This window comes from Terrimonas sp. (assembly GCF_003075435.1).
Taxonomy (GTDB): Bacteria; Bacteroidota; Bacteroidia; order Chitinophagales; family Chitinophagaceae; genus Agriterribacter.
The window spans coordinates 47426-68461 of record NZ_QCZJ01000004.1 but is presented as its reverse complement, the minus strand read 5'-3'; the positions used below and the strand labels follow the sequence as shown (position 1 = coordinate 68461).

At 38.7% G+C, this 21036-nt stretch carries 16 protein-coding genes; 11 read left to right on the top strand and 5 right to left on the bottom strand.

Annotated elements, in window-relative coordinates; translation table 11 throughout:
• Positions 1–13: 13 nt before the first annotated feature.
• The gene (locus DC498_RS06320) at positions 14–727 is read right to left on the bottom strand and encodes a glycosyltransferase (RefSeq protein WP_116873304.1); all 714 of its coding nucleotides are present in this window, start codon (positions 725–727) and stop codon (positions 14–16) included.
• 253 nt (positions 728–980) lie between these two features.
• A complete protein-coding gene (locus DC498_RS06315; RefSeq protein ID WP_116873303.1) occupies positions 981–2423 on the bottom strand; it encodes a hypothetical protein in 1443 nt (480 codons plus the stop codon).
• A 392-nt stretch (positions 2424–2815) separates the two neighbouring features.
• Here DC498_RS06315 and DC498_RS06310 point away from each other — a divergent pair, with 392 nt between their 5' ends.
• The 11 genes from DC498_RS06310 (at position 2816) to DC498_RS06260 (ending at position 16277) form a co-directional block, all read left to right on the top strand.
• Positions 2816–4246, top strand: a complete 1431-nt coding sequence (locus DC498_RS06310; protein ID WP_116873302.1) for a phosphatase PAP2 family protein — start codon at positions 2816–2818, stop codon at positions 4244–4246.
• Positions 4247–4800: 554 nt separating this feature from the next.
• A complete protein-coding gene (locus DC498_RS06305) occupies positions 4801–5370 on the top strand; it encodes a hypothetical protein (RefSeq protein WP_240627891.1) in 570 nt (189 codons plus the stop codon).
• Positions 5371–5380: 10 nt separating this feature from the next.
• A complete protein-coding gene (locus tag DC498_RS06300) occupies positions 5381–5836 on the top strand; it encodes a hypothetical protein (RefSeq protein ID WP_116873301.1) in 456 nt (151 codons plus the stop codon).
• A 40-nt stretch (positions 5837–5876) separates the two neighbouring features.
• Positions 5877–6959, top strand: a complete 1083-nt coding sequence (locus DC498_RS06295) for an iron-containing alcohol dehydrogenase family protein (RefSeq protein WP_116873300.1) — start codon at positions 5877–5879, stop codon at positions 6957–6959.
• 3 nt (positions 6960–6962) lie between these two features.
• The gene (kdsA, locus tag DC498_RS06290) at positions 6963–7814 is read left to right on the top strand and encodes a 3-deoxy-8-phosphooctulonate synthase (RefSeq protein WP_116873299.1); all 852 of its coding nucleotides are present in this window, start codon (positions 6963–6965) and stop codon (positions 7812–7814) included.
• A 16-nt stretch (positions 7815–7830) separates the two neighbouring features.
• The gene (locus DC498_RS06285) at positions 7831–8838 is read left to right on the top strand and encodes a transaldolase family protein (protein ID WP_116873298.1); all 1008 of its coding nucleotides are present in this window, start codon (positions 7831–7833) and stop codon (positions 8836–8838) included.
• Between the two features lie 206 nt (positions 8839–9044).
• Positions 9045–9755 carry a phosphatase gene (locus tag DC498_RS06280; RefSeq protein ID WP_116873297.1) on the top strand — a complete coding sequence of 237 codons (711 nt, stop codon included), beginning with the start codon at positions 9045–9047 and terminating at the stop codon, positions 9753–9755.
• Complete coding sequence (kdsB, locus tag DC498_RS06275) at positions 9752–10492, top strand: 3-deoxy-manno-octulosonate cytidylyltransferase (protein ID WP_116873296.1); 741 nt, start codon at positions 9752–9754, stop codon at positions 10490–10492. Before DC498_RS06280 ends, kdsB begins: the two co-directional genes overlap by 4 nt.
• Positions 10493–10559: 67 nt before the next feature.
• On the top strand, positions 10560–11759 hold the full coding sequence (locus DC498_RS06270; protein WP_116873295.1) for a DegT/DnrJ/EryC1/StrS family aminotransferase: 1200 nt from the start codon (positions 10560–10562) through the stop codon (positions 11757–11759).
• Positions 11760–12060: 301 nt separating this feature from the next.
• Positions 12061–15888, top strand: coding sequence for a hypothetical protein (locus DC498_RS06265; RefSeq protein WP_116873294.1), 3828 nt, complete (start codon positions 12061–12063; stop codon positions 15886–15888).
• Between the two features lie 125 nt (positions 15889–16013).
• Positions 16014–16277, top strand: coding sequence for a hypothetical protein (locus tag DC498_RS06260; protein WP_116873293.1), 264 nt, complete (start codon positions 16014–16016; stop codon positions 16275–16277).
• 263 nt (positions 16278–16540) lie between these two features.
• Here the strand turns inward: DC498_RS06260 and DC498_RS06255 are convergent, their stop codons facing one another.
• From DC498_RS06255 to DC498_RS06245, 3 genes are all read right to left on the bottom strand, one after another.
• The gene (locus tag DC498_RS06255; RefSeq protein ID WP_116873292.1) at positions 16541–17206 is read right to left on the bottom strand and encodes a hypothetical protein; all 666 of its coding nucleotides are present in this window, start codon (positions 17204–17206) and stop codon (positions 16541–16543) included.
• 298 nt (positions 17207–17504) lie between these two features.
• Entirely contained in the window at positions 17505–18314 is an 810-nt protein-coding gene (locus tag DC498_RS06250; RefSeq protein ID WP_116873291.1) for a DUF4249 domain-containing protein, read from the bottom strand.
• A 5-nt stretch (positions 18315–18319) separates the two neighbouring features.
• Positions 18320–20635, bottom strand: a complete 2316-nt coding sequence (locus tag DC498_RS06245) for a TonB-dependent receptor (RefSeq protein WP_116873290.1) — start codon at positions 20633–20635, stop codon at positions 18320–18322.
• Positions 20636–21036 lie beyond the last annotated feature (401 nt).

Here is a 21036-nt window from a genome sequence, read left to right as displayed (position 1 = left end):
AATAACAGGTATGTTACATACCTATTGTTCTTACAATAGCAATAAAATTCCTGAATTCTGTTAACAGCGTTCTTGCTCCAAAATCTGAAAAATAGATCCCCTCTCTTAAAGAAACTTTTATTACTTTAAAACTAAGGTTGTTTTTTGCAGCTCTCAGCACAAATTCCGTATCAATCAGAAACCGGTCAATCCTCGTTTCCAGAAATATTTTCCTTCCTTTATTATTGAATCCTTTAATGCCCGCCTGTACATCATCAACCGATAACCTCAATGATAGTTTACTGAGTTTCATATACCATTTGGAAATAAGCCTTCGTTTTGCCGGTAAGTTCCGGAAATAATGTTCATCTCTTTCGGCCAGCACAACTTCATAGCCCATTAGCAGTTGATTGATCACTTCAACAATGTTATCCGTGCCAAACGGAAAGTCGAAATCACTCAGCACAATATAATCAACATTGCTTAAAGCCACTCCTGCCCTGAGTGCATGTCCTTTACCCCGGTTATGTTTGTAACAAACGTACCTGAGGTTGTAGTGCTTACTTATTTCTTCAAAAAAATCAATTGCATCTTCATCTTCTGTGCCATCATTAACAACAACATAAGCCAGGCATATTTTCGGGGGAATTTTACGCTCCAGCTCTGCAATGTTTTGAAGAAATGACAGTTTCCGACCCGGCAAAGGTTTATAGAATGGCAGTACAATAGAAATACTAAGTACCGGCATGTAGCTAAATTTGTATGTAACCGATATTGCGCAACAATTATTCAGCGCATTATTTTAATTTAAACAGGCATTGTTTTAAAATCTCCGTCTTAATTATGATATTAGTAGCGAAGGTAAAAGCGCTTCTCTGCTTAAAATGGTGAAGTTTTAAGGATTTTCCGTACAACTTTTTTTGTATTAATTGCTATGTCTGTACGATTGTACCCCTGCGTGTAAAATAAGGTATGTTGACCGGGCATTGTTGAAGCAAATACTATAAGTTGTGTATATATGAAACCATTATACCGGCGCTGAACAGCGATGCTCTTGTTTTACCTGTATTCCCAAGCAGCAAATTTGATTCATTAGGGTCGTCAAAATTTATGCCCTGCATCATTTGCCTTGTACCGCCATATGTTAATAAAATACCCGTCCTTAGGTTGAACCTTTTTCTTTTTGTATTCACCCCAATCTGGCAGTGATAATTATTCCATTCTGTTATATTAGGTAAATATCCATCTGTATCACTATACAGGGTGCGGTCTGCATAAGTAAAGTCAGTACGCAGCGATAAAAAGCCGGTTAATGTTTCTTTGAAAAACCAACTCATGCCAATACCTGCATTAACAATTGGCTTTCTTACATCCTTCATGCGAAGAAGATTTGTTGTAACCGACCAATCAGAAGAATCCGTTCTGATAAACTGCTCTTTGCATGGTGTAATAATGTTATACTCCTTAAGCCTGCCAAAATATTCTGCGACTATATATACCTCGCCTTTTCTGTGGTGATATATATATCCGGCAGCAATACTAAATGGCATTTTCCATTTGGATTTTAATTTGTTTTGCCTCGTGTTGGCGAGCAGGTTAAGTTCTACGCCGTCTCCTAAGTTCAGGTTGCTGATTTCGCTATTGGCAATAATATTTGATTTACCTGCAGCGTGCATCAAAGGAGAACTGATAATAGCGCCTATATGGTGTGCGTCAGAAATGTCATATGAAATCCCGGCTTTCAGCTTTATTCCTGCATGCATTGTCCGGGCAAGATAATACTCTGCAACAGTTGTGAATTTCGGAAACCCAATCATATTGCCATCATTAATAATGGACTGCGATGAATAATTCAATAAGTAATTTTGATTGCGTATCTGGGCTTCTATACTTATGCCCCCTGCCAGCTTAGGGTTGAGTTTAAGCCCGGCGCTTACAAGGGCCGTTGTTTGACGGACATTGCTGCCCAGGGAATACTGACCGATAAAATTTTCCGGACCAGGGCTATAACTGTTATCTAATACATCAAATGAACTGTTTTTATACTGTGATGACTGAAAATTGATTACCGGCGTATGTACCAGCGCATAAACCAACGTAAAAGGAATTTTTGTTTTGAGCCGTATTGTATTAGATGCAATGAGCGGTACTATACTTTCGTTTGCAGACATAAGGTGATGCCCGGTACCCGCACCATTGTTTATTAAAACAGACTGCCATTGATAAACTGTTCCGCTAATGGAAGCTGCATTACGTTTATCATAGGCAAGCAGCGCCGGGTTGAAATACAAAACACCGCTATCATGATTATTGGCAATTACCGCACCTGGTGTAAAAAATCCTGCGGCACCATATCCTGAGGCCCAATAACTGGCATCCTGTGCTTTAGCATTATATAAATATCCCAGCAGGAATAATACATTAATTATCAATTTTTGAAACATAAAGAGTGGAGTAAATGGTGTAGGAATAATAATGATCAAAATTAATAAACAACGGGGAAGCAATATCAATAATAATAAAAAAACTATGTAGAAATCTGCATTTATTTAATACAGAAATAAATACTTAAAAAGTTACCATTTTTTTTTAATCGTCATAAGCAATTTTGCATTTTTCATTTTACATAGCCACATTCATTGCAATGGCCGAGAACGCCTGTTACATGAGCGGCTGCTTCTTGCTATAACTATATATGACCGGTATACAAATCAGGAAGAAAATTACAGGGTATACACTGCTTCGGAATTCATTAATATTTATCCGGAATTTTCCTGAGAACGTAGTTGATATACCGGAAGGATTAAACGACAATATATAAATCTCCTTTAAGAGTATGAATATGTATCTACCAACGAATTACAAATTATTACGGTCAGGAATGAATATTCCTCCTCATACAATTTTCAGCACGGCGTTTATATTACTATGGCTATTATGCATCCAGCAATCATTTGCCCAGGAGAAAGATTCCATAATTTTAAAAGATTATAAAAAGGGTTTTTTCAACAGCAAGGCAGTACGTATTTCAACGGCGCCTGTGATTTTATTTGCCGGGAGCGCGCTTACCTGGAACAAAAGAACAGAAATAAGGAAGCTGAGAAACCGGTACATACCTACTTTCCGGAATCATTACGATGACTATTTCCAGTATGTTCCGGCAGTTTCCGTATTTGCTTTAAATGCTGCAGGCGTTAAAGGCAAACATACGGTTAAAAGAGCCGCTGTCTCCTATTTTTTTTCCGCGGCTGTAATGGCCATTGCTGTAAATAGCATAAAATATACAGCCAAAGTAGAAAGGCCGGACGGCAGCACAAAAAACTCCTTTCCCTCAGGACATACAGCCAATTCATTTATGAATGCTACTTTTTTAAACGAGGAGTATGGCACATACCGGCATCCTTTATATGGAGTGGCAGGTTATACAATGGCTACGGCAACTGCGATAGGAAGGCAACTGAACAACAGGCATTGGATATCCGATGTGCTTGCTGGTGCAGGAATCGGGATACTTTCAACCAAGGTTGGTTATATTATTGCCGACCACGTGTTAAAGGACAGAGGAATACGCGCTCCGTTGCGCAATAACCCGCTGCCGGTAGATGATAAACCGAGTTTCCTAGAAATGCGGGCCGGGTTTGCTGTTGCAACCAGCAAGGATCTAACGGCAAATGCTTCAGAGCTTCATGCTAACAGGGGATTTAATATGGGCGTGGAAGGTGCGTGGTTCTTTCATAAGAATTTTGGCGTAGGTGGAGAATTTGCTTTCAGCAGCTTTCCTATGGACGACAGAAATGTTATATTTAATGATCCTGCTATTGAAGTAATAGGTGATGGACATTATACACAACCAATGGGTATCAGATATCTGCATGCAGGTCCATACTTCAGCATACCCTTAACTCATAACTGGTTTATTACAGGAAAATTAAATGCCGGCACTTCAGCCGGTGCAAAAGGGGATATTATGCTGATACTTAAAGAAGAATTTCAGGAGGCTTTTGAGTCGAATGAACTTACTTTCTTTCAATATAAACCGGAAACAGCGTTCAGTTGGTCAACTGGCTTGGGAATTCAAAAACGCATTGCCAGGAATCTTGGAATAAAAGCTTATGGAAACTACTTTGCAAGCAAACACGATTTCCGGCTTGATATCATTGATGATGTAGATACTGATGGAAAGTTTACCTATAAAACATTGTCGAATGAAAAAGTAAAATTCAACAATTTTACATTTGGCCTTGCCCTTACTGCATACCTGTGGTAATATTTTGTATGCCTCGAAATATCCAGATCAGAAAAATTGAGGAATACTTACAGGAATTGTGATCTGGCAGCAATTTTTAATTGCTGCTTATATAAACCTAAAAATTCACCATTTTTTTAGCAATGAGTATACCAATTTTGCTATCGGTAATTTTTTAAAACGGGTGGATTTAAATTGTATGATCTAACTGCCAGGCAGATCAAACATGCTGCCTAGTAGTTAATATCAGGAGTGTTGTTTTATTCAAATAATAAACACATCGTTGTGTTAAGGCTAATACATTGGTGATACGTGAAAAATGAGGTGTGAAAATCTGTCTGGCGCATCACATTTCACAATATTATGCCGAACCCGTTTACCCGACATAGCGCCGGCAAGGGAAAAGGGGATATCCTTATTAGGATTTTGTGGTGTAAAAAAATGCAGCTGTGATTTTTTGCAGATAATACATTCCGCATCTTGATTTGAGAAATATACCTGTTGTTCAAATGAACAAATAAAATAAAATTTTAACGGAAGCAGAACATATATATGGTTGCAAATAATTATCAGGAATGGAAGAAATATTCGGGCATGTTAAAAAGATGATTGCCATTATTCTTGGACTGGGGGTAGCACAACTGTTAAAGAATACTATAAAGCTCATCAATCATCCGCGGTCAGGAAAAGCGTATCCCTTACATCTTGCCTGGACTTTTTTTGTGTTTCTTCTTATAATACTTTTCTGGTGGTGGGAGGCGAGGTTGCATATAGTTAAAAACTGGACGGTTCTATCATATTTATTCCTGATTGCATATACAACGCTTTATTATGCACTCTCGGTTTTAATTTTTCCTGATGAGATCAATGATTACAAATCTTATAAGGAATATTTTTTCTCGAGGAAAAAATGGTTTTTTTCTTTTTTAATACTGGTGTTCATTATTGACATTGCTGATACGCTGCTTAAAGGGGAAAATTATCTGAAGTCACTTGGAAACGATTATATTTTAAGAGTTTCATCCCATATCCTTTTGTTTCTTACAGGCATTTATAGCTATAGTCAGAAATTCCATTATTTCCTGGTAGGGTGTCTCATTGTATATAACCTTGTTTACATTTTTAAACATTATTACTATATATAAATAATACAACATGAAAAAAACAATTATGGCAATAGCACTGTCTATATTATTCAATGCCTGCGCACCAACCATTCAATATATTGGTAAAAGTTATAACCCCACTGCAAATGTTGACTTGTATATGGACACACATGATATTAAGAAAGACTACGAGGTAATAGGTAAAACAGATGGTATTTCAGGAGTATTTGGTTCTACGTTTGAGGAAATACAATCAAAGATTATTGAGGAAGCAAAGAAAAGAGGAGCTGATGGTGTAATAATTTACAATATGGAGCAAAGGGTTCTTGGCACTACAAGTTCAACCGCTGCAAGTTGGAACACCAGCGTTTCTAATCACAGGCAATGGTATGATAAAATGCTTTTCACGAATAAGGGCTCAGGTTTTTCTAATACCACATCAAGCAACATAACTGAGAATGTTTTACATGCCGACTTCATCAAATACCTTCAGCAAAAATCATAATATATTATTATGATCAATCAAAAATATTAAGATTAGGTGCATGGATGTAAAAAACTTTAAAAATGCCGACCGGATTGCTTTCGGACGGGGCAGTTTCAAGGGATTGTCCTCTATTATCACGCAAAAGCGTTTGCTTAATAATAACTTCTTTTTATTTATAGTGGATCAGTATTTCGCTGACAAAGATTTATTCTATCGTATTCCTGCTGAAAAAGGTGATGTTGTAAAGTTAATAAATGTTGATCCACATGAACCTACCACAGCACAGGTTGATAATATTCGCGACGAAATACTTGGCTCCATTGGTCTTCCTTCCGGTATCGTCGGCATAGGGGGCGGAAGCATTATGGATATTACCAAAGCAGCATCGCTGATGTTTACCAATCCCGGTTCATCCACACGCTACCAGGGTTTGAACCTGATCAAACATCCTGGTATTTATCATGTGGGCGTACCTACCATTTCCGGTACCGGCGCAGAAGTGTCTATGACCGCTGTATTGACGGGACCGGAAAAGAAACTAGGACTGAAATGCGACTCTACTGTGTTTAACCAGGTTATACTTGATCCTGAACTCACCGCATCAGTACCCCCTGATAAATGGTTTTATACGGGCATGGACACATATATACATTGTATTGAAAGTGAAAACGGATACCTGAATAATGCGTATAGTCATGCTTATGCAGAACAGGCATTGCAGCTATGCCGGGATGTTTTTCTCAATCAGCATGCGGGAAAAACACCCGGGAATGATGACAAGCTGATGGTTGCTTCGATGATGGGTGGATTGAGTCTTACCTATTCAGAAGTTGGCATTTGCCACGCCCTTAGTTACGGGCTCTCAAAAATTCTGCATGAAAAACATTGTTATGCCAACTGTTTGGTATTTCAGCACCTGGAGGACTATTATCCGGAAGGAGTAAGGGAAATGAAACAAATGCTTGCCCGCCACCAAATTAACCTGCCTCAGGGTTTAAGCAAGCAATGGACAGAGGATACCATTACCGCAATGGCAAAAGTTGCCTATGCATTATCTCATATGTGGAACCATGCTGTTGGCCCTGACTGGAAGAAAAAAATTACCATAGAAAAAATTAAGGAGCTGTATAAAAGACTTTAGTATATGAGCCTGAATAAAATAAATGTTGGAAATATTATTTGCGGGGAAGATCAGTTGTTTCTCATATCAGGCCCCTGTGTTATTGAAGATGAGGTTACAATGATGAAAACCGCGGAAAAACTTAAAGAGGTCAGCGAAACACTTGGAATCCCGGTGATCTTCAAATCATCATTTCAGAAAGATAACCGCAGCAGTCTCAGGTATTACAGAGGTCCGGGATTGTTGAAAGGAATACAAATGCTTTCGAAAATAAAAGAGCAATTCGGTTTTCCGCTTCTTACAGATATTCATTATCCTGGCCAGGCGGCACCGGTAGCTGAAGTATGCGATGTGCTGCAGATCCCTGCATACCTGTGTATGCAAACCGATCTGATGGTAGCCGCAGCAAGTACCGGTAAGGTGATCAATATCAAGCATGGGCAATTTTTAGCTCCGGAGAATATGAAACATCCGGTTGGAAAATGCCTTGATGCCGGGAATGATCAAATCATTCTTACGGAACGTGGATATACTATGGGCTACAATGACCTGGTGGTTGATCCCCGAAGCTTCTATTGGATGAAAAGCATGGGCTACCCGGTTGTATTCGATATTACGCATGCCATACGTAAATATGGAATTCCGAGTTCAGATAGCAAGGGTGGTGCAAGGGAATTTTTACCCGTTTTAGGCAGAGCTGGTGTTGCCTCCGGCGTAGACGGCGTATTTATTGAAGTTCATCCCGAACCGGATAAAGCCTTATGCGATGCAGCAAGCCAGTTATCCGTAAATGAACTAGCATCATTTTTAAGACCATTAATAGCGCTTCATGCGGTTGAATTAAAATACAGGATTAAAGAGAAGCAAAAAATATAAAATTATCAATTACAATATGGAATTATATCTTGATTCGGCGAACCTAAAAGAAATTGAAGAAGGCTTTACCTTAGGTATTCTTGACGGGCTTACAACAACCCCTACTTTTATGCAGAGAGAAGGTATTATGGATATTGATGCCATGATATTGAAACTATCGGAAATAGTACCCGTACTTCAAATAGAGGCATTAGGTAATACTGCTGCTGAAATTGTGCAGGAGGCAAAACGGCAACTTCTCCTCGGTCTTGATCCTGCGAAAACCGTTTTTAAAATACCTGTTTCAATTGAAGGGATAAAAGCTTGTAAATTACTTCGCAATGAAGGGTTGCTGGTAAATGTGCATCTGGTATATACGTTGCAGCAGGCTTATATGGCCATGAAAGCAGGTGCAAATTATGTATGTCCTTTAGTTGGCCGCTTACAGGATCAGGGGCAGGATGCACTGGCGTTTGTAAAACAGTGTGTAGAAACTGTGCATGCATATGGTTTTGATTCAAAGATCATGTTCAGCTCCGTACGTAATATTGAGCATGTACGTAATGCGCTGAATATTGGTGCTCACACTATAACTGTTCCCTTAAAAGTGTTGAAATTACTTACAAGCAATCATTTTACCACACTGGGTACTGAACAGTTTTTGCGCGATACAAGGCTAATGACGGTAAAAGTAATGGACGTTATTAACGGAATTAACCCTGTTGTGTCCGCTGATACTAATATAAAAGATGCCATAGTGAAAATGACCGAATTTGGTTTTGGTGCTATTATCGTGGTAAATGATGATCTGCAGGTGAGCGGCGTATTTACGGATGGGGACCTGAGAAGATATCTTCAATGCGGAGGAGCAGACATTCTGGAATGTAAGCTGAACAAATTGGAATTTAGGCCTCCTGTTAGCATTGAAGCTCACATGTTACTTAATGATGCAGTATCAATATTTAAAAAAACCAATGTTGATACGATTATGGTTACCGATAAAGGCAAGCCTGTAGGTATGCTGGACGTACAGGATATAGAGTAGTGAAGCATTATGTAAAGACTAATATCAGCATATATCCGGGAGAAGAGAAACGTAAAATGTGAGATTCTACGCTTTTACCTTCCGGACTTTTGCGACTAAATTAACAGCAGTATATAATAGAATAATAAAACGGAAAATAAGACCTATGAAAAACACACCTGTTCGCTTAACGTTTATTGAAGCAGATTTTTAATTAAACCCCGGTTATGCACACTTACAGTACCTCTGACATACCTTTTGAGCACGCGGTTATTGACGATTACAAAATACTAAATCACAAAATTCAAAATGTGAAGGCATTTGTATTTGACTGGGATGGTGTTTTTAATGACGGCAGAAAAGATATAGAGGGGCAAAGCAGCTTTAGTGAAATAGATGCTATGGGTGTGAATATGATGCGGTTCAGCTATTTTCTCCGATATGGTGTAATGCCGGTAACGGCTATAATAACAGGAGAAAATAACCCCCTGGCATTTTCTTTTGCAAAAAGAGAGCATTTTCATTCGGTTTTTTACAAAGAATACAGGAAGGAAGATGCAATGATAAGGCTATGCGAAAAATTTGCTTTGCTGCCATCGGAAACATTATTTGTTTTTGATGATGTGCTTGATTTATCGGCTGCAATGATAGCAGGTGTAAGATGTATGGTTGGCAGATCTGCCAACCCGCTCCTGCTGCAGTTTGTCAGAAAATTTCATCTGGCAGATTACATTACTCAGCATGATGGCGGTAATTATGCAGTTAGGGAAACCTCAGAAATTTTTATGATGTTATCCGGAAATTTTGAACAAACTATTCGGCAAAGGACGGAGTTTTCCGAAACATACCAACACTATATAAAGCAGCGGAACGAGATATCAACAGATTTTTTTTCTACAAATCACAATCATATTAATCTGACAATAGTTGGCAAATGATAGTTGGTGTAATTCCTGCCCGATATGGAAGCAGCCGTTTTCCCGGAAAGCCGTTAATTGATATAAAGGGTAAAAGTATGATACGGCGTGTATACGAACAGGCAATGAAAAGTAAGCTGCTGGATGATGTAGTGGCGGCAACAGATGATCAAAGAATATTTGATCATATAAAAGCATTTGGAGGTAAGGTCTTAATGACGGGTGAGCATCATTTCAGCGGAACCGACCGCTGTAAAGAAGCATCAGATAAAATAGGAGAGGGTTTTAATTATATTATAAATATTCAGGGTGATGAGCCATTTATAAACCCGGAGCAAATAGATGAGTTGGCCGGTTTACTAAAAGAAACAGATATGATTGAACTTGCAACACAAATAACACCCATAAACGATAACGACACTCTTTTCGACACCAAAGAAGTAAAAGTTGTAACAGATGCAAATGGCTATGCTTTGTACTTTAGCAGATCAGTAATTCCTTTTATTAAAGGAGCTAACATACAAAGCTGGCATACACAACATACATATTATCGTCATGTAGGCATGTATGCTTATCGAAAGGATATACTCGCAAAAATCACACGGATGCCGGCATCTTCATTAGAAGAAGCCGAATCGCTTGAGCAGCTCAGGTGGATGGAAAACGGACTACGCATTAAATGTATTGTTACCGGATATTATAGCTGCTGCATCGATACACCGGAGGATCTGCAGAAAATACACAACATCATACATTAACACCTTTAAGCAGGCAGGCGTTCGTCAGCAGCAAGAACCGTGTTATTATTTAATAAAATATTATTATATGCCCGGAACTGAATTGTTTGGTAAAGAAGAGCAAAAGGAAATTGATGATGTGATGCGTACAGGTATCCTGTTCAGATACAACCACGATCAATTGCGCGCAGGTATCTGGAAAGCCAAAGCGTTTGAAGCAGAGGTTAAAAATTTAACAGGCGCCCGTTATGCCCATGCCGTCAGCAGCGGTTCTGCCGCAGTTTCAGCAGCATTGGCTTCATGTGGAATAGGAGCCGGAGATGAGGTTATAGTACCACCTTTTACTTATGTGGCAACGATAGAAGCAGTTTTACTGGCCGGCGCATTGCCCGTTTTTGCAGAAATAGATGAGACACTCTGTCTTAGTGCTGCAGGAATTGAAAAAGCTTTATCTCCCCGCACCAAAGCAGTTTGTTTGGTGCATATGTGCGGAGGCATGGCTGATATGGTCAGCATTATGCCACTGATACAAAAGCATAACCTGATCCTGGTTGAAGATGCAGGTCAGGCTTTTGGTGCATCATACAAAGGCATATCAGTAGGGTTATTCGGAAAAGCAGGCTGCTATTCTTTCGACTTCTTTAAAATAGCTACTGCGGGCGAAGGGGGTGTATTAGTAACCAACGAAGAAAAAATTTATAAACTGGCAGATGCTTACTGTGATCACGGGCATGATCATAAAGGTAATAACCGCGGCATGGAACAACATCCGGTTATAGGGTTTAACTACCGCATCAGCGAATTACATGCAGCTATCGGAACAGCACAAACAAGACGTGTGCCGGAAATTATTCAGCGCAACAGAATAAACAAATCATTACTAACTAATCTGCTGTCAGACCTGCCTGATATTGCTTTTTCGAAACTACCTGACCCCGACGGTGATTCGGCAACATTTCTTAATCTATTGCTGCCAGATATCCCAAAAGCTAAAGCGACAGCAGATCAGTTTGATAAAGCCGGTTTGAGCGGCTTCAATTACTGGTATATTAATATGTATCATTTTATTAACCAGTGGAACCATATCAAACAGTTGAAAACTGCCGCCAGGTTACCTATAGCAATAACAGGAACACCTCAGGATTATCAAAACCTGGCATTGCCAAAATCACAGCAAGTAATAGGGCGCCTCATTTCATTTTCCATTCGTTGTACCTGGAGCAGGGAAGAAATTGAGCACCTCGCAGACGGAATTAAGTACTGCATGCTTAATTCTTTGCCAGGATAGTATTAATACAAGCTGCTTACTGTATTCATTTCCCGTATTTTGTCTGGATCAGGAAAATGGAATATTAATTCAGCAATGATTATTGACTCAATATTTTTTATAAACGAACTGAACGTTTTGCAAGCAGCCGTTGATGCGATAAAATCCAGAAAAGTTTACCATTAAAGCATCCTGCTGCCAGCTAACTTAGCCATACTATTTCTACATAAGTATTCATTGAACAGCCCCTATAATACGAAAGGAGGTTGCATTACATGTTTACACATTTTTAAATGCAGCTCAGGCCAAATAAACTTTACATATGCCGGTTGAACGAAAAAAAAGGATATGGTTAACCTCAATAGCAATATTTTGTACGATACTGCTAATATTAGCTGGCATATCCTATTATACGATAGTTTTACGATTTAAAGATACACTTCGGTTTATTGTTAACAAGGAGTCAAATGGACTTTACACTTTTAATGCAACACAAATCGAACTTTCGCTTTTAAAGCGGCAAATAAAAATCAACAATGCAAGCCTGATTTGTAAAGACACCGCAAGTGCTTCCGCTCATTATAACCTGAGAATCCCTGACATATTTCTTTCCGTACAATCCATTAGTGAAATGCTGTTACACCGGAAATTCTCAATAGACAGTATTGCCATTGCTATGCCTCAGTTAAGCATACATGAACATACCAGGAAAAATGGAAAACATACTGCCTTTCATGTGTCTAATGTTTTTGAAATCCTTCAGAATTTAAAATCACATCTTAACATACGTTCATTCAGTATTCATACAGCATCATTTGACTATGAGAATATACATAACCCTTATCCTTTTCGAAGTAACCGGATCAGCTTGTTCGTAAAAAATTTTTCGAAAGGCAATAATAGTGATCAAAAATTTTTTTCGTCTGATGACATTGATCTTTCCATATTAAACCAGCATTGGAAGTTGCCAGATGGATTACATGAAGTAAGCTTTACCAATCTGCACTTTTCCGGAGGTAACCAGTTTTTTGAATTAGACTCCTGTATGTTAAGAGGGAAGGATAGACAGCATAATATTTTTTCCATAAGTGCTCAAAAACTATTCTTCAATTCAAAACAATTGACTGCATTTTATGACAAAGAAGCATTATTGCTTGATACATTACTGCTTTACAAGCCAAATATCTATTTAGAGATCTCCCGAAAAGAAAAAAAAAGAGATAGTACACATAAAATCAGTGAAACCTTCAGGCATTTATTTAATGTGATAAACTTAAAATACGTTGATATTGTTGATGGAGATATTGAACTCATTGAAAAGAATACTAAAAAACATTTGTTTATCTCAAAAGGAAGCAACTTTAAAGTATATGATCTAATACTTAATAAAGATAGTACCTCAATAAGAGTAGACAGCATTACGCTTAAGCAAAAAAACATAAGCTTTATAACAAAAGACAGTCTGTACCGGCTCAACATAAAAAAATTTTCTGTAGAAAGTAGGGCGCTATTTCTAAAAGATGTTGTATATGAACCTACAGAAAAGAATTCTAACGCACAGGCATTTACTTTTAAATCTCCTTTACTAAAATTATCCGGTATCGACATCGATGATCTTCTTGAAAAAAAACTAAATGCATCTTTAGCAGAATTGTATGAACCTCAGATTGATTTTAAAATAAAAAAGAGTAAAAGAAAACATAATCACTCTAAATACAACGAGGGTGATCACAAATTATATCACGCTCTGCATGGATTAAATGAACTGTTATTTGTTAAACAACTCTATATAATTAATGGAAGTTTTAATTTTCAGTCAACTGGTACGTCCGTCGCAAATATTCATGTAAAAAAAATCAACAGCCTTATTCTTCCGGAGCGCTTTTTTTCAAGTGACTCCCTAATAGATATAAAAAGGTCATTACCAAAGCTGTCGATAGGTAAAATAACAGTTAAATCTTCTACAATACACCTTAACGCTGCCGGTTATTTATTTGAAGGAGAAAGAAGATATAACCGGCTATCAAGATTAGATTTAACGCATGGCAAAAAAACTTCAATAAAAGGAAAAGATATTTCCTGGAGCATATTTGATTGGGATAAATACCGTAACCATAAGATCATTGATATAAACACCATCCACATAAAAGAATTGTCTGTAGCTACTGGTATAGGCAAAGAAAAGATGCAACAAACTAATCTTTCCAAAGATTTTCCTGTTATTCATCTTGACAGAATAGACATTGACAAAATAGGTTTTAGCCATACCGATGCAGCAGGAGGAGTGGTTGCAAACGGTGCACAGATCTGCGTTGACAATATTAACTCTCTAAAGCATGGATTTACCTGGGGTAATATTGAAGGATTATTCAGCGATCTGGCTATTAAAAGGAAAGACGTAAAGATCAATATCCGGGACGTAACCCTAAATACCCAGTCCCAAACGGCAGTGAATAATCTGGATATTGAAATGGTAAAGAATGATATGAAAGCGAAAATTTCCGTTCCGGGGATAAGTATGGATTTGCAGGTGCATTCAAGCGATTTATCGTGCCTGCATTTTGTGTCATTGTTTGCACAACGGCCTTCTGTCGAAATTCATAAGATCGGGCCGGCGTATAAAAACGCCCAAACGGCAACTGCCGGGATTGCTGTGAAACCCGAAGCTTTCCCGGAGATATCAATCGATAAACTGGAAGTAGAAAAGGCAAGAGTATCTTTCTTTGGTCTTGCATCGGACTCCACGAAGATGGAAGCTAAACTTAATATAAAAGCATGTAACATCAGCCAGTCCGGCAGGGCAAATAGTTTATTCTCCTGGAAAACATTTGGGATAAGCCTGGTTTCGACGGATATACGAAAAGCAAAACTGCAATTAATCATTCCTTCGGTAAATATGCTTTTGTCAGAAGGAAATATCAAAAAAAACCACAACAGTGTTGCTATTAATTCACGCCTCTCCGCGAACTGGAACGATGCATTCATATCGTTAACCCGGAAAAGCAATTCAAGATTTACGCTAAAAGATATTTCCGGAAACATCAAAGAGCATTTGATTTCTTTTTCAACAAAAGAAAATTTACCATGGAACAACATTTCTGCTTATTTGTCCTTTCATAGCGCGGCGTTATTATATGAAACAGGCAAGTCCGTGATTTCTGCGGCTAATATCAACTACGAAGGCCCGTCACGGGATTTTAGCGTTGAGATATTCAAACTAACTCCGAATGATGCCAGCGGGACGGCGTTTAAAACAAATGGGGAGCAAAAGGGCTATACTGAATTTCAATTGGGGTGCCAGGTAAAAGGGATCGTTCCGGGTTTTGATACGGGAGATTCAGTTTTCAGGGCCCGGAAAGTCATAGTCAGTGACCTGAAGCTAAATACTGTCAAAGGCAACACCCAGCCCCTTAAGCAGGCCCTTCGGAAACCAATGCTTACGGAAATGATCAATAACCTGGAAATACCCATTGCAATAGACAGTATTATCCTGAGAAATGGCAATATAAATGTTTATGAAACAACAGCGAAATTGCACAAAGAAGTAAACATTCCCCTGGAGCATGTTAATGCTGTTGTCACAAATGTAAAAAACAGGGACAATGCTGAAGACAGTTTGTTTCTTGAAGCATCACTCGACATGTTCAACACAAGGCTTAACAGTTTCCGGTATAGTGAATCTTACGGAGATAGTCTTTCCTCATTTAAGTTACGTATAGGGCTATCGCCGGGGATGTTAAGATCTGTTAGTTATATAACCATGCCATACGCCAATATAAATATTATTGCTGGCAGAATTGATACGGCATTCGCCTGGTGGGCTGGCAATAAATACGCTGCAGCCGGAAGAATGAACTTTATTTATGACGGACTTAAGATTAAAGTGATGAGCCCCAAAAATGCGGGGCGATCAACTTTATTGGGTAAGATTGAGAGCTTTCTCGCAAATGATATTGCCTTGCACAGGAGAAATAAACAACCTGCCATTGTATTCTTTGTGCGTGACCAGGAAAAATCCGTATTTAATTTTTGGGTTAAGACGAAACTAAGCGGAATTATTGCAAGTGCGGTAATATTTCAACGGAACAAAAACTACAAAGAGTATCTCAAATATAAAGAGATATATAAACTTACTGATATTGATCATTAAAAAAATTAGCAACACAAGACATAAAAGCAATAATATACTTAATAGTTATCATTAGTAATTATTACAAACAAGATGCTTAAATAAGCAACAAATTTTGTATTGAACACTAAAAAGTAATTCCTGGTATGACTATAGCTGATTTCAAAAATAAATCCAATCAAGAGCAGTTTTTTATACTGAAAAATGAAGGAGTGTTATTGGCAGAAAGATTTTGCTGGGGTAGCCATATTTATCTGTATGGGTTGTCATCAATGTATGTTGAGCTTTTTCATGATTTGGAGGAAATTGAAGAAAGTCCCATAAGGATGCTAAGTATTTTTGATGATCCGACAAGACTGGACGTTTATCTTGCAAATATTGACATTTCTGCTTTACAGGTTTATCTTTAGAACAATGCTTTTAATTATCATGGGGATCTCATATAACTACAACAGGTGATCAAAACCGGCCTGTTATCCCAATCCCGTTTCCATAATATTGAATACTTCAGACGATTTTTAGGCTTTTTTGCTTTTAAAAAGCCGGAAAAAGTTTTTTGCGTTTTGATTTGTTCACCATATAGCGCAAGCATATGAACTCATGAAATAAAGCTTGTTAAAAATACTCGGGTAGCAGGAGCGACTCGCCACAGGTGTTCGAAACCTATTTGGGTTTAATTAACGCTGTCAATGAAAAAAATTGGGTCGTTTAGTAATTGTTTGTATCGTTCATTTTTCTCAAAAATTCTATAACAAGAAACCATGAGGTCTATAGCTTCAATTGGCTTATCATAATAATATGCTTCATCAATTGGGAACTGTGGCTTTTTAGTTGTGTCAACCTTGACATAGAAAAACAAAGTGTCGTTTGCAAAATGCCAATAGTCAGAGCAGCCACGTGACCCCCAAGTGTCTTTCAATTTTGGGTAGATATTGAAAACATCTCTGAGCCTTAAATTATGCATGTCAATTGGTGTACCATCAGGCAGGTTTCCTTTAAAGTCTTTTGTAAGTCTTATTTTACTTATTTGGTCTGTGCTTTGGTCTTTCTGAAAAATCATGCCTGGAAATTTTGCCGAAAAATATCCTTTCCCATTTTCAAAACGGCTGTCTTGTGCGATACATTTTTTTCCTAAATCCATTTCTTCAACTTCTATGGGTTTGAAGTCGTTACTTAGTCTTTGTAAGTCAGGCAACGTTGTTTGGCACAAGCAAAATCCAGAAACAGTTATCTTCTTTGAAAAAGAAGTATCTAACAATGAGGTTTGGTCATTTGTTTGAGCGTGTCCAGTCAAGGAGTAAAAGACTAGAAAAAAACTAAATGCAATTTTGAAATTCATGGTCTCAACGTTATGGCGGCCAACTCGTAAATTTATGTTATAACACCCAGTTTTAAAAAAAAACAATCTTAAAAATCAACCACTTGAAATTATCATTTTGTATTGTTCTCATTGGTACAATACGATCTTATCTTCCTGGCAGAAGCATGAAAGCCCGCAGGGCTTCAATCCGTGTTGTCCAGGCGTGACATTGAATAAGCAGAATGAATAGGCGACACAATAAACATTAAACAAGCCGGCCTTGCGGAAAAATTGCAGGTACAGAAATGCATGCATTGTGGCTCGGCAAATTATTTCATCACGGCACCTTCACCATTTTTGTTTGCACGGTATGTGCACTGAAATAACCTAAAGCTCCTCCTTTTATATTCGTTACGGGATTGGCGGGCGAAGCCGTATTGCTTCCCCCGGTAGCGCCACCGGTTTCAAAGCTGTACCAGTATTTATACACGGTTTCATCAATACACAACATATCTACCCTTACCATATCACCTGTTTTAATGCCTTTATCGTCATCATCATCGCCGCCCGAAAATAATCTTACGTTCGTTAAATTGCCATCGGTGTATTCATCATTGCGGATATACACGCCACCGCGTTTTGCACCGTTTACATGCAGGACAAACCGGTAGCTCTGTCCTAAACCCGTAGGGTCATTAAATTCTACGTTCGCCATCTTCCTTGCCTCGCCAAATATAAATTCATCCGACACATACAATGTATCCATATTCACCCTGGCAGGCATTACAGATGACGCGGTGAATACATTACCATCCACCTCTACTTTAAGTGTATATGTTTTTCCGCTCTCTCCTGTAATGCCTGCCGATTGATAAACGCCTGCGGACGATTCTGCAAGCACAGTACTATTGCCATCATCGTCGTTGATGGTTACTGTTGCCCCGCTTACGCCGGCAATCTGGTTATCATCACTAAAGTTTTTTGTTTGAGATATCAATACTTTAGCGGATCCCGGCTCATCCGTTACAACAGCTTCTACCACATACTTCTTTTCAGCGTCATCCAGGTTGATGTCAATTACTTTTTCGCAGGAAGTAATCCATACAACCAGCAACACCGATAAGCTCACATATATTTTGTTCCTCATAATGATCAGAATTTGAAGTTATAGGATACTGATGGTATATACTTAAATAAAGCCAGTCGCACAGCTTCTGTCCTGTCGGGGTATTCTTTGCTTTCGCGAAAAGAAATGGTATAAGCATTCTCTCTTCCGTAAGCATTATATAAACTGAAGGTAAGCTCTGATGAAAATCTTTTGCGCTGCTTTAAAATCCAGGTAGCGCCAACATCAAGCCGGTGATAAGAGGGCATCCTGTAACCATTGCGCTCGGTATAATAAAATACTACCTGGTCATCTACCCTGTATTTGCCTGCCGGAAATGTAACGGCGTTGCCGGTATAATACACCCAGTTGGCAGACACTGACCACTTCTTACTCAATTGATATGCTACCACCAGTGCAAGATCATGCGTTCTGTCTTGTTTTGCATTATACCATTTATTGTTATTGATGCCGTTGATCAGCTTTTCTGTTTTAGACAACGTATAGCTTAACCACCCGGTAAATTTTCCTGCTTTCTTTTTGAACTGCCATTCCAGTCCGTAAGCGCGGCCTTTACCAAAAAGCAGTTGCGCTTCTACCGCGTCCGAATTAATAAATATATCCGCACCATCACGGTAATCTATCTGGTTCTGCATGTCTTTATAATATGCTTCTACTGTAAGCTCATAATTATTATCCCACAAATTTTTATAATAGCCTACAGCAAACTGGTCAGCAATTTCGGGCCTGATAACATTGGTACTTGCCACCCATTTATCTGTTGGACTTGCAGTGGTGGAATTAGACAGCAAATGCAGGTTTTGCACATTGCGCACATACGAAGCTTTAACGGATGATGTGCTGTTTAACTGGTAGCTTACTGCCAGCCTTGGCTCAGGGTTTATATATGTTTTTACAAACTGCCCGGCAGTATAATGCATGGTATCAGTTATATTTCCATCCATATCAAACGCAAAAAAATCTCCTTTTCCTAATACGCTAAAAGTGGTTAATCTTATGCCGTAAGTAATATTCATTTTATCAGTTGCCTTCCAGGTATTGGTTGCGTAAATACCGTTCTCCCAGGAATGTCGTTTTTGCAGGTACTGCGCGTTAAAGCTGGATTGATCGCTGGCAGGCACCACTTCGCCCGGGCGTATGATATGGTATACTGAATTAAAACCGAAACGCAGATTATTGCGCGGCGTTAAATACCATTGGAACTCCTGCTTTAGATTAAGATCGCGTATCTGTGAAAAAATATTAAAATCATTGGCACCGCTGCGTATAGAGATATTATAATTGTAGTTGCTCAGGATTAAAGAGGTATTGGAAAAAAGTTTGTTGCTGAAAATATGATTCCAGCGAACCGTGCCAGTTGCATTTCCCCAATCCAGCCCGAATGTTTCCCCGGCTTTCAGAACATCCCTGCCAAAATATCCTGAAACATAGAGCCGGTCCTTATCACCAAAATTATAATTCAGCTTGGCATTGATGTCGTAGAAATATAAAGTATTACGGTTGAGCGATGAATCTTTGGACAGCTTAAGAAACATATCTGCATAGGTTCGCCGCGCTGTAACTAAAAAAGAAGATTTATCTTTTTGAATAGGTCCTTCAACATTCAATTTAGCGGAGATGAGCCCGATACCTCCGCTTACATTATAATCCTGGTTATTGCCATCATTCATTTTAATATCTAAAACTGAAGATAATCTTCCGCCATATTGTGCAGGCATACCGCCTTTATATACCGTCACATCTTTTATAGCATCTGAATTAAAGGTGGAGAAAAAACCCAGCAGGTGCGATGCGTTATACACGGTTGCTTCATCCAGCAATATAAGATTCTGATCAGCCGCGCCGCCTCTTACAAAAAAGCCGCTGTTGCCATCTCCGGCAGATTTTATGCCGGGTAATAATTGTACGGTTTTGAGCACATCCCTTTCACCAAGCAATACAGGTATATTTTTTATTTCTTTGGTGGTTAATCTTTCTATGCCCATTTGCGGACTGCTTAAACTCCTGCTTTTGGAAGATGCGGTAATGGTAACATTGTCCAGCGTTTTGGATTCATCTTCCAATAAGATATTTAGTGTAATATCTTTGTTCAGGCTGATGTTGTTTGTGTAAAAGGCCAATCCTACGGCAGACACTTCAACAGTATGTTCGCCGGCTGGAAGCGTTAAGGAATAAAATCCGTACTCATTACTGATCGTGCCTGCATTGCCGCTCCTCACGCTGGCGCCGATAATAGTTTCTCCTGTGTTTTTTGACTTTACTGAGCCGCTGATGGTAAATTTCTGCTGGGAGTAACCTTGCAGGAAAAACAATAAAGACATTAACAAAAACAGTTGTTTCATGAAGTAACACTTTAAGCTGATACATGGAATTTACGAACAGGCAATCATTAGTTGACCAAAGTTAGAGGAGTATGCTTAAAACCTGCGCGAAGATAATGTTAATAGAGAGACGGGAAACGATAAACGTTAAACGGGTGCATTTCAGTTTTTCGTATGTAGGTACTACAGCTAAAGTAGATGCCTCGGCATGACAGGCGGAAGAATGTATATTGAACATTAGTAGCAATGTTCAACAATAGCACTAACGTCAAACACAGCACTGCGGTTTGTCATGCCGAGGCACGAGGCATCTGCACATGATTGCCCAATACGCGAAAATTATATATACACTCTGATGCACGCTCTGGTTACCATGCTATTGTGCAGCAAATTCGTTTTATATGTACAATCCTCAGCATATT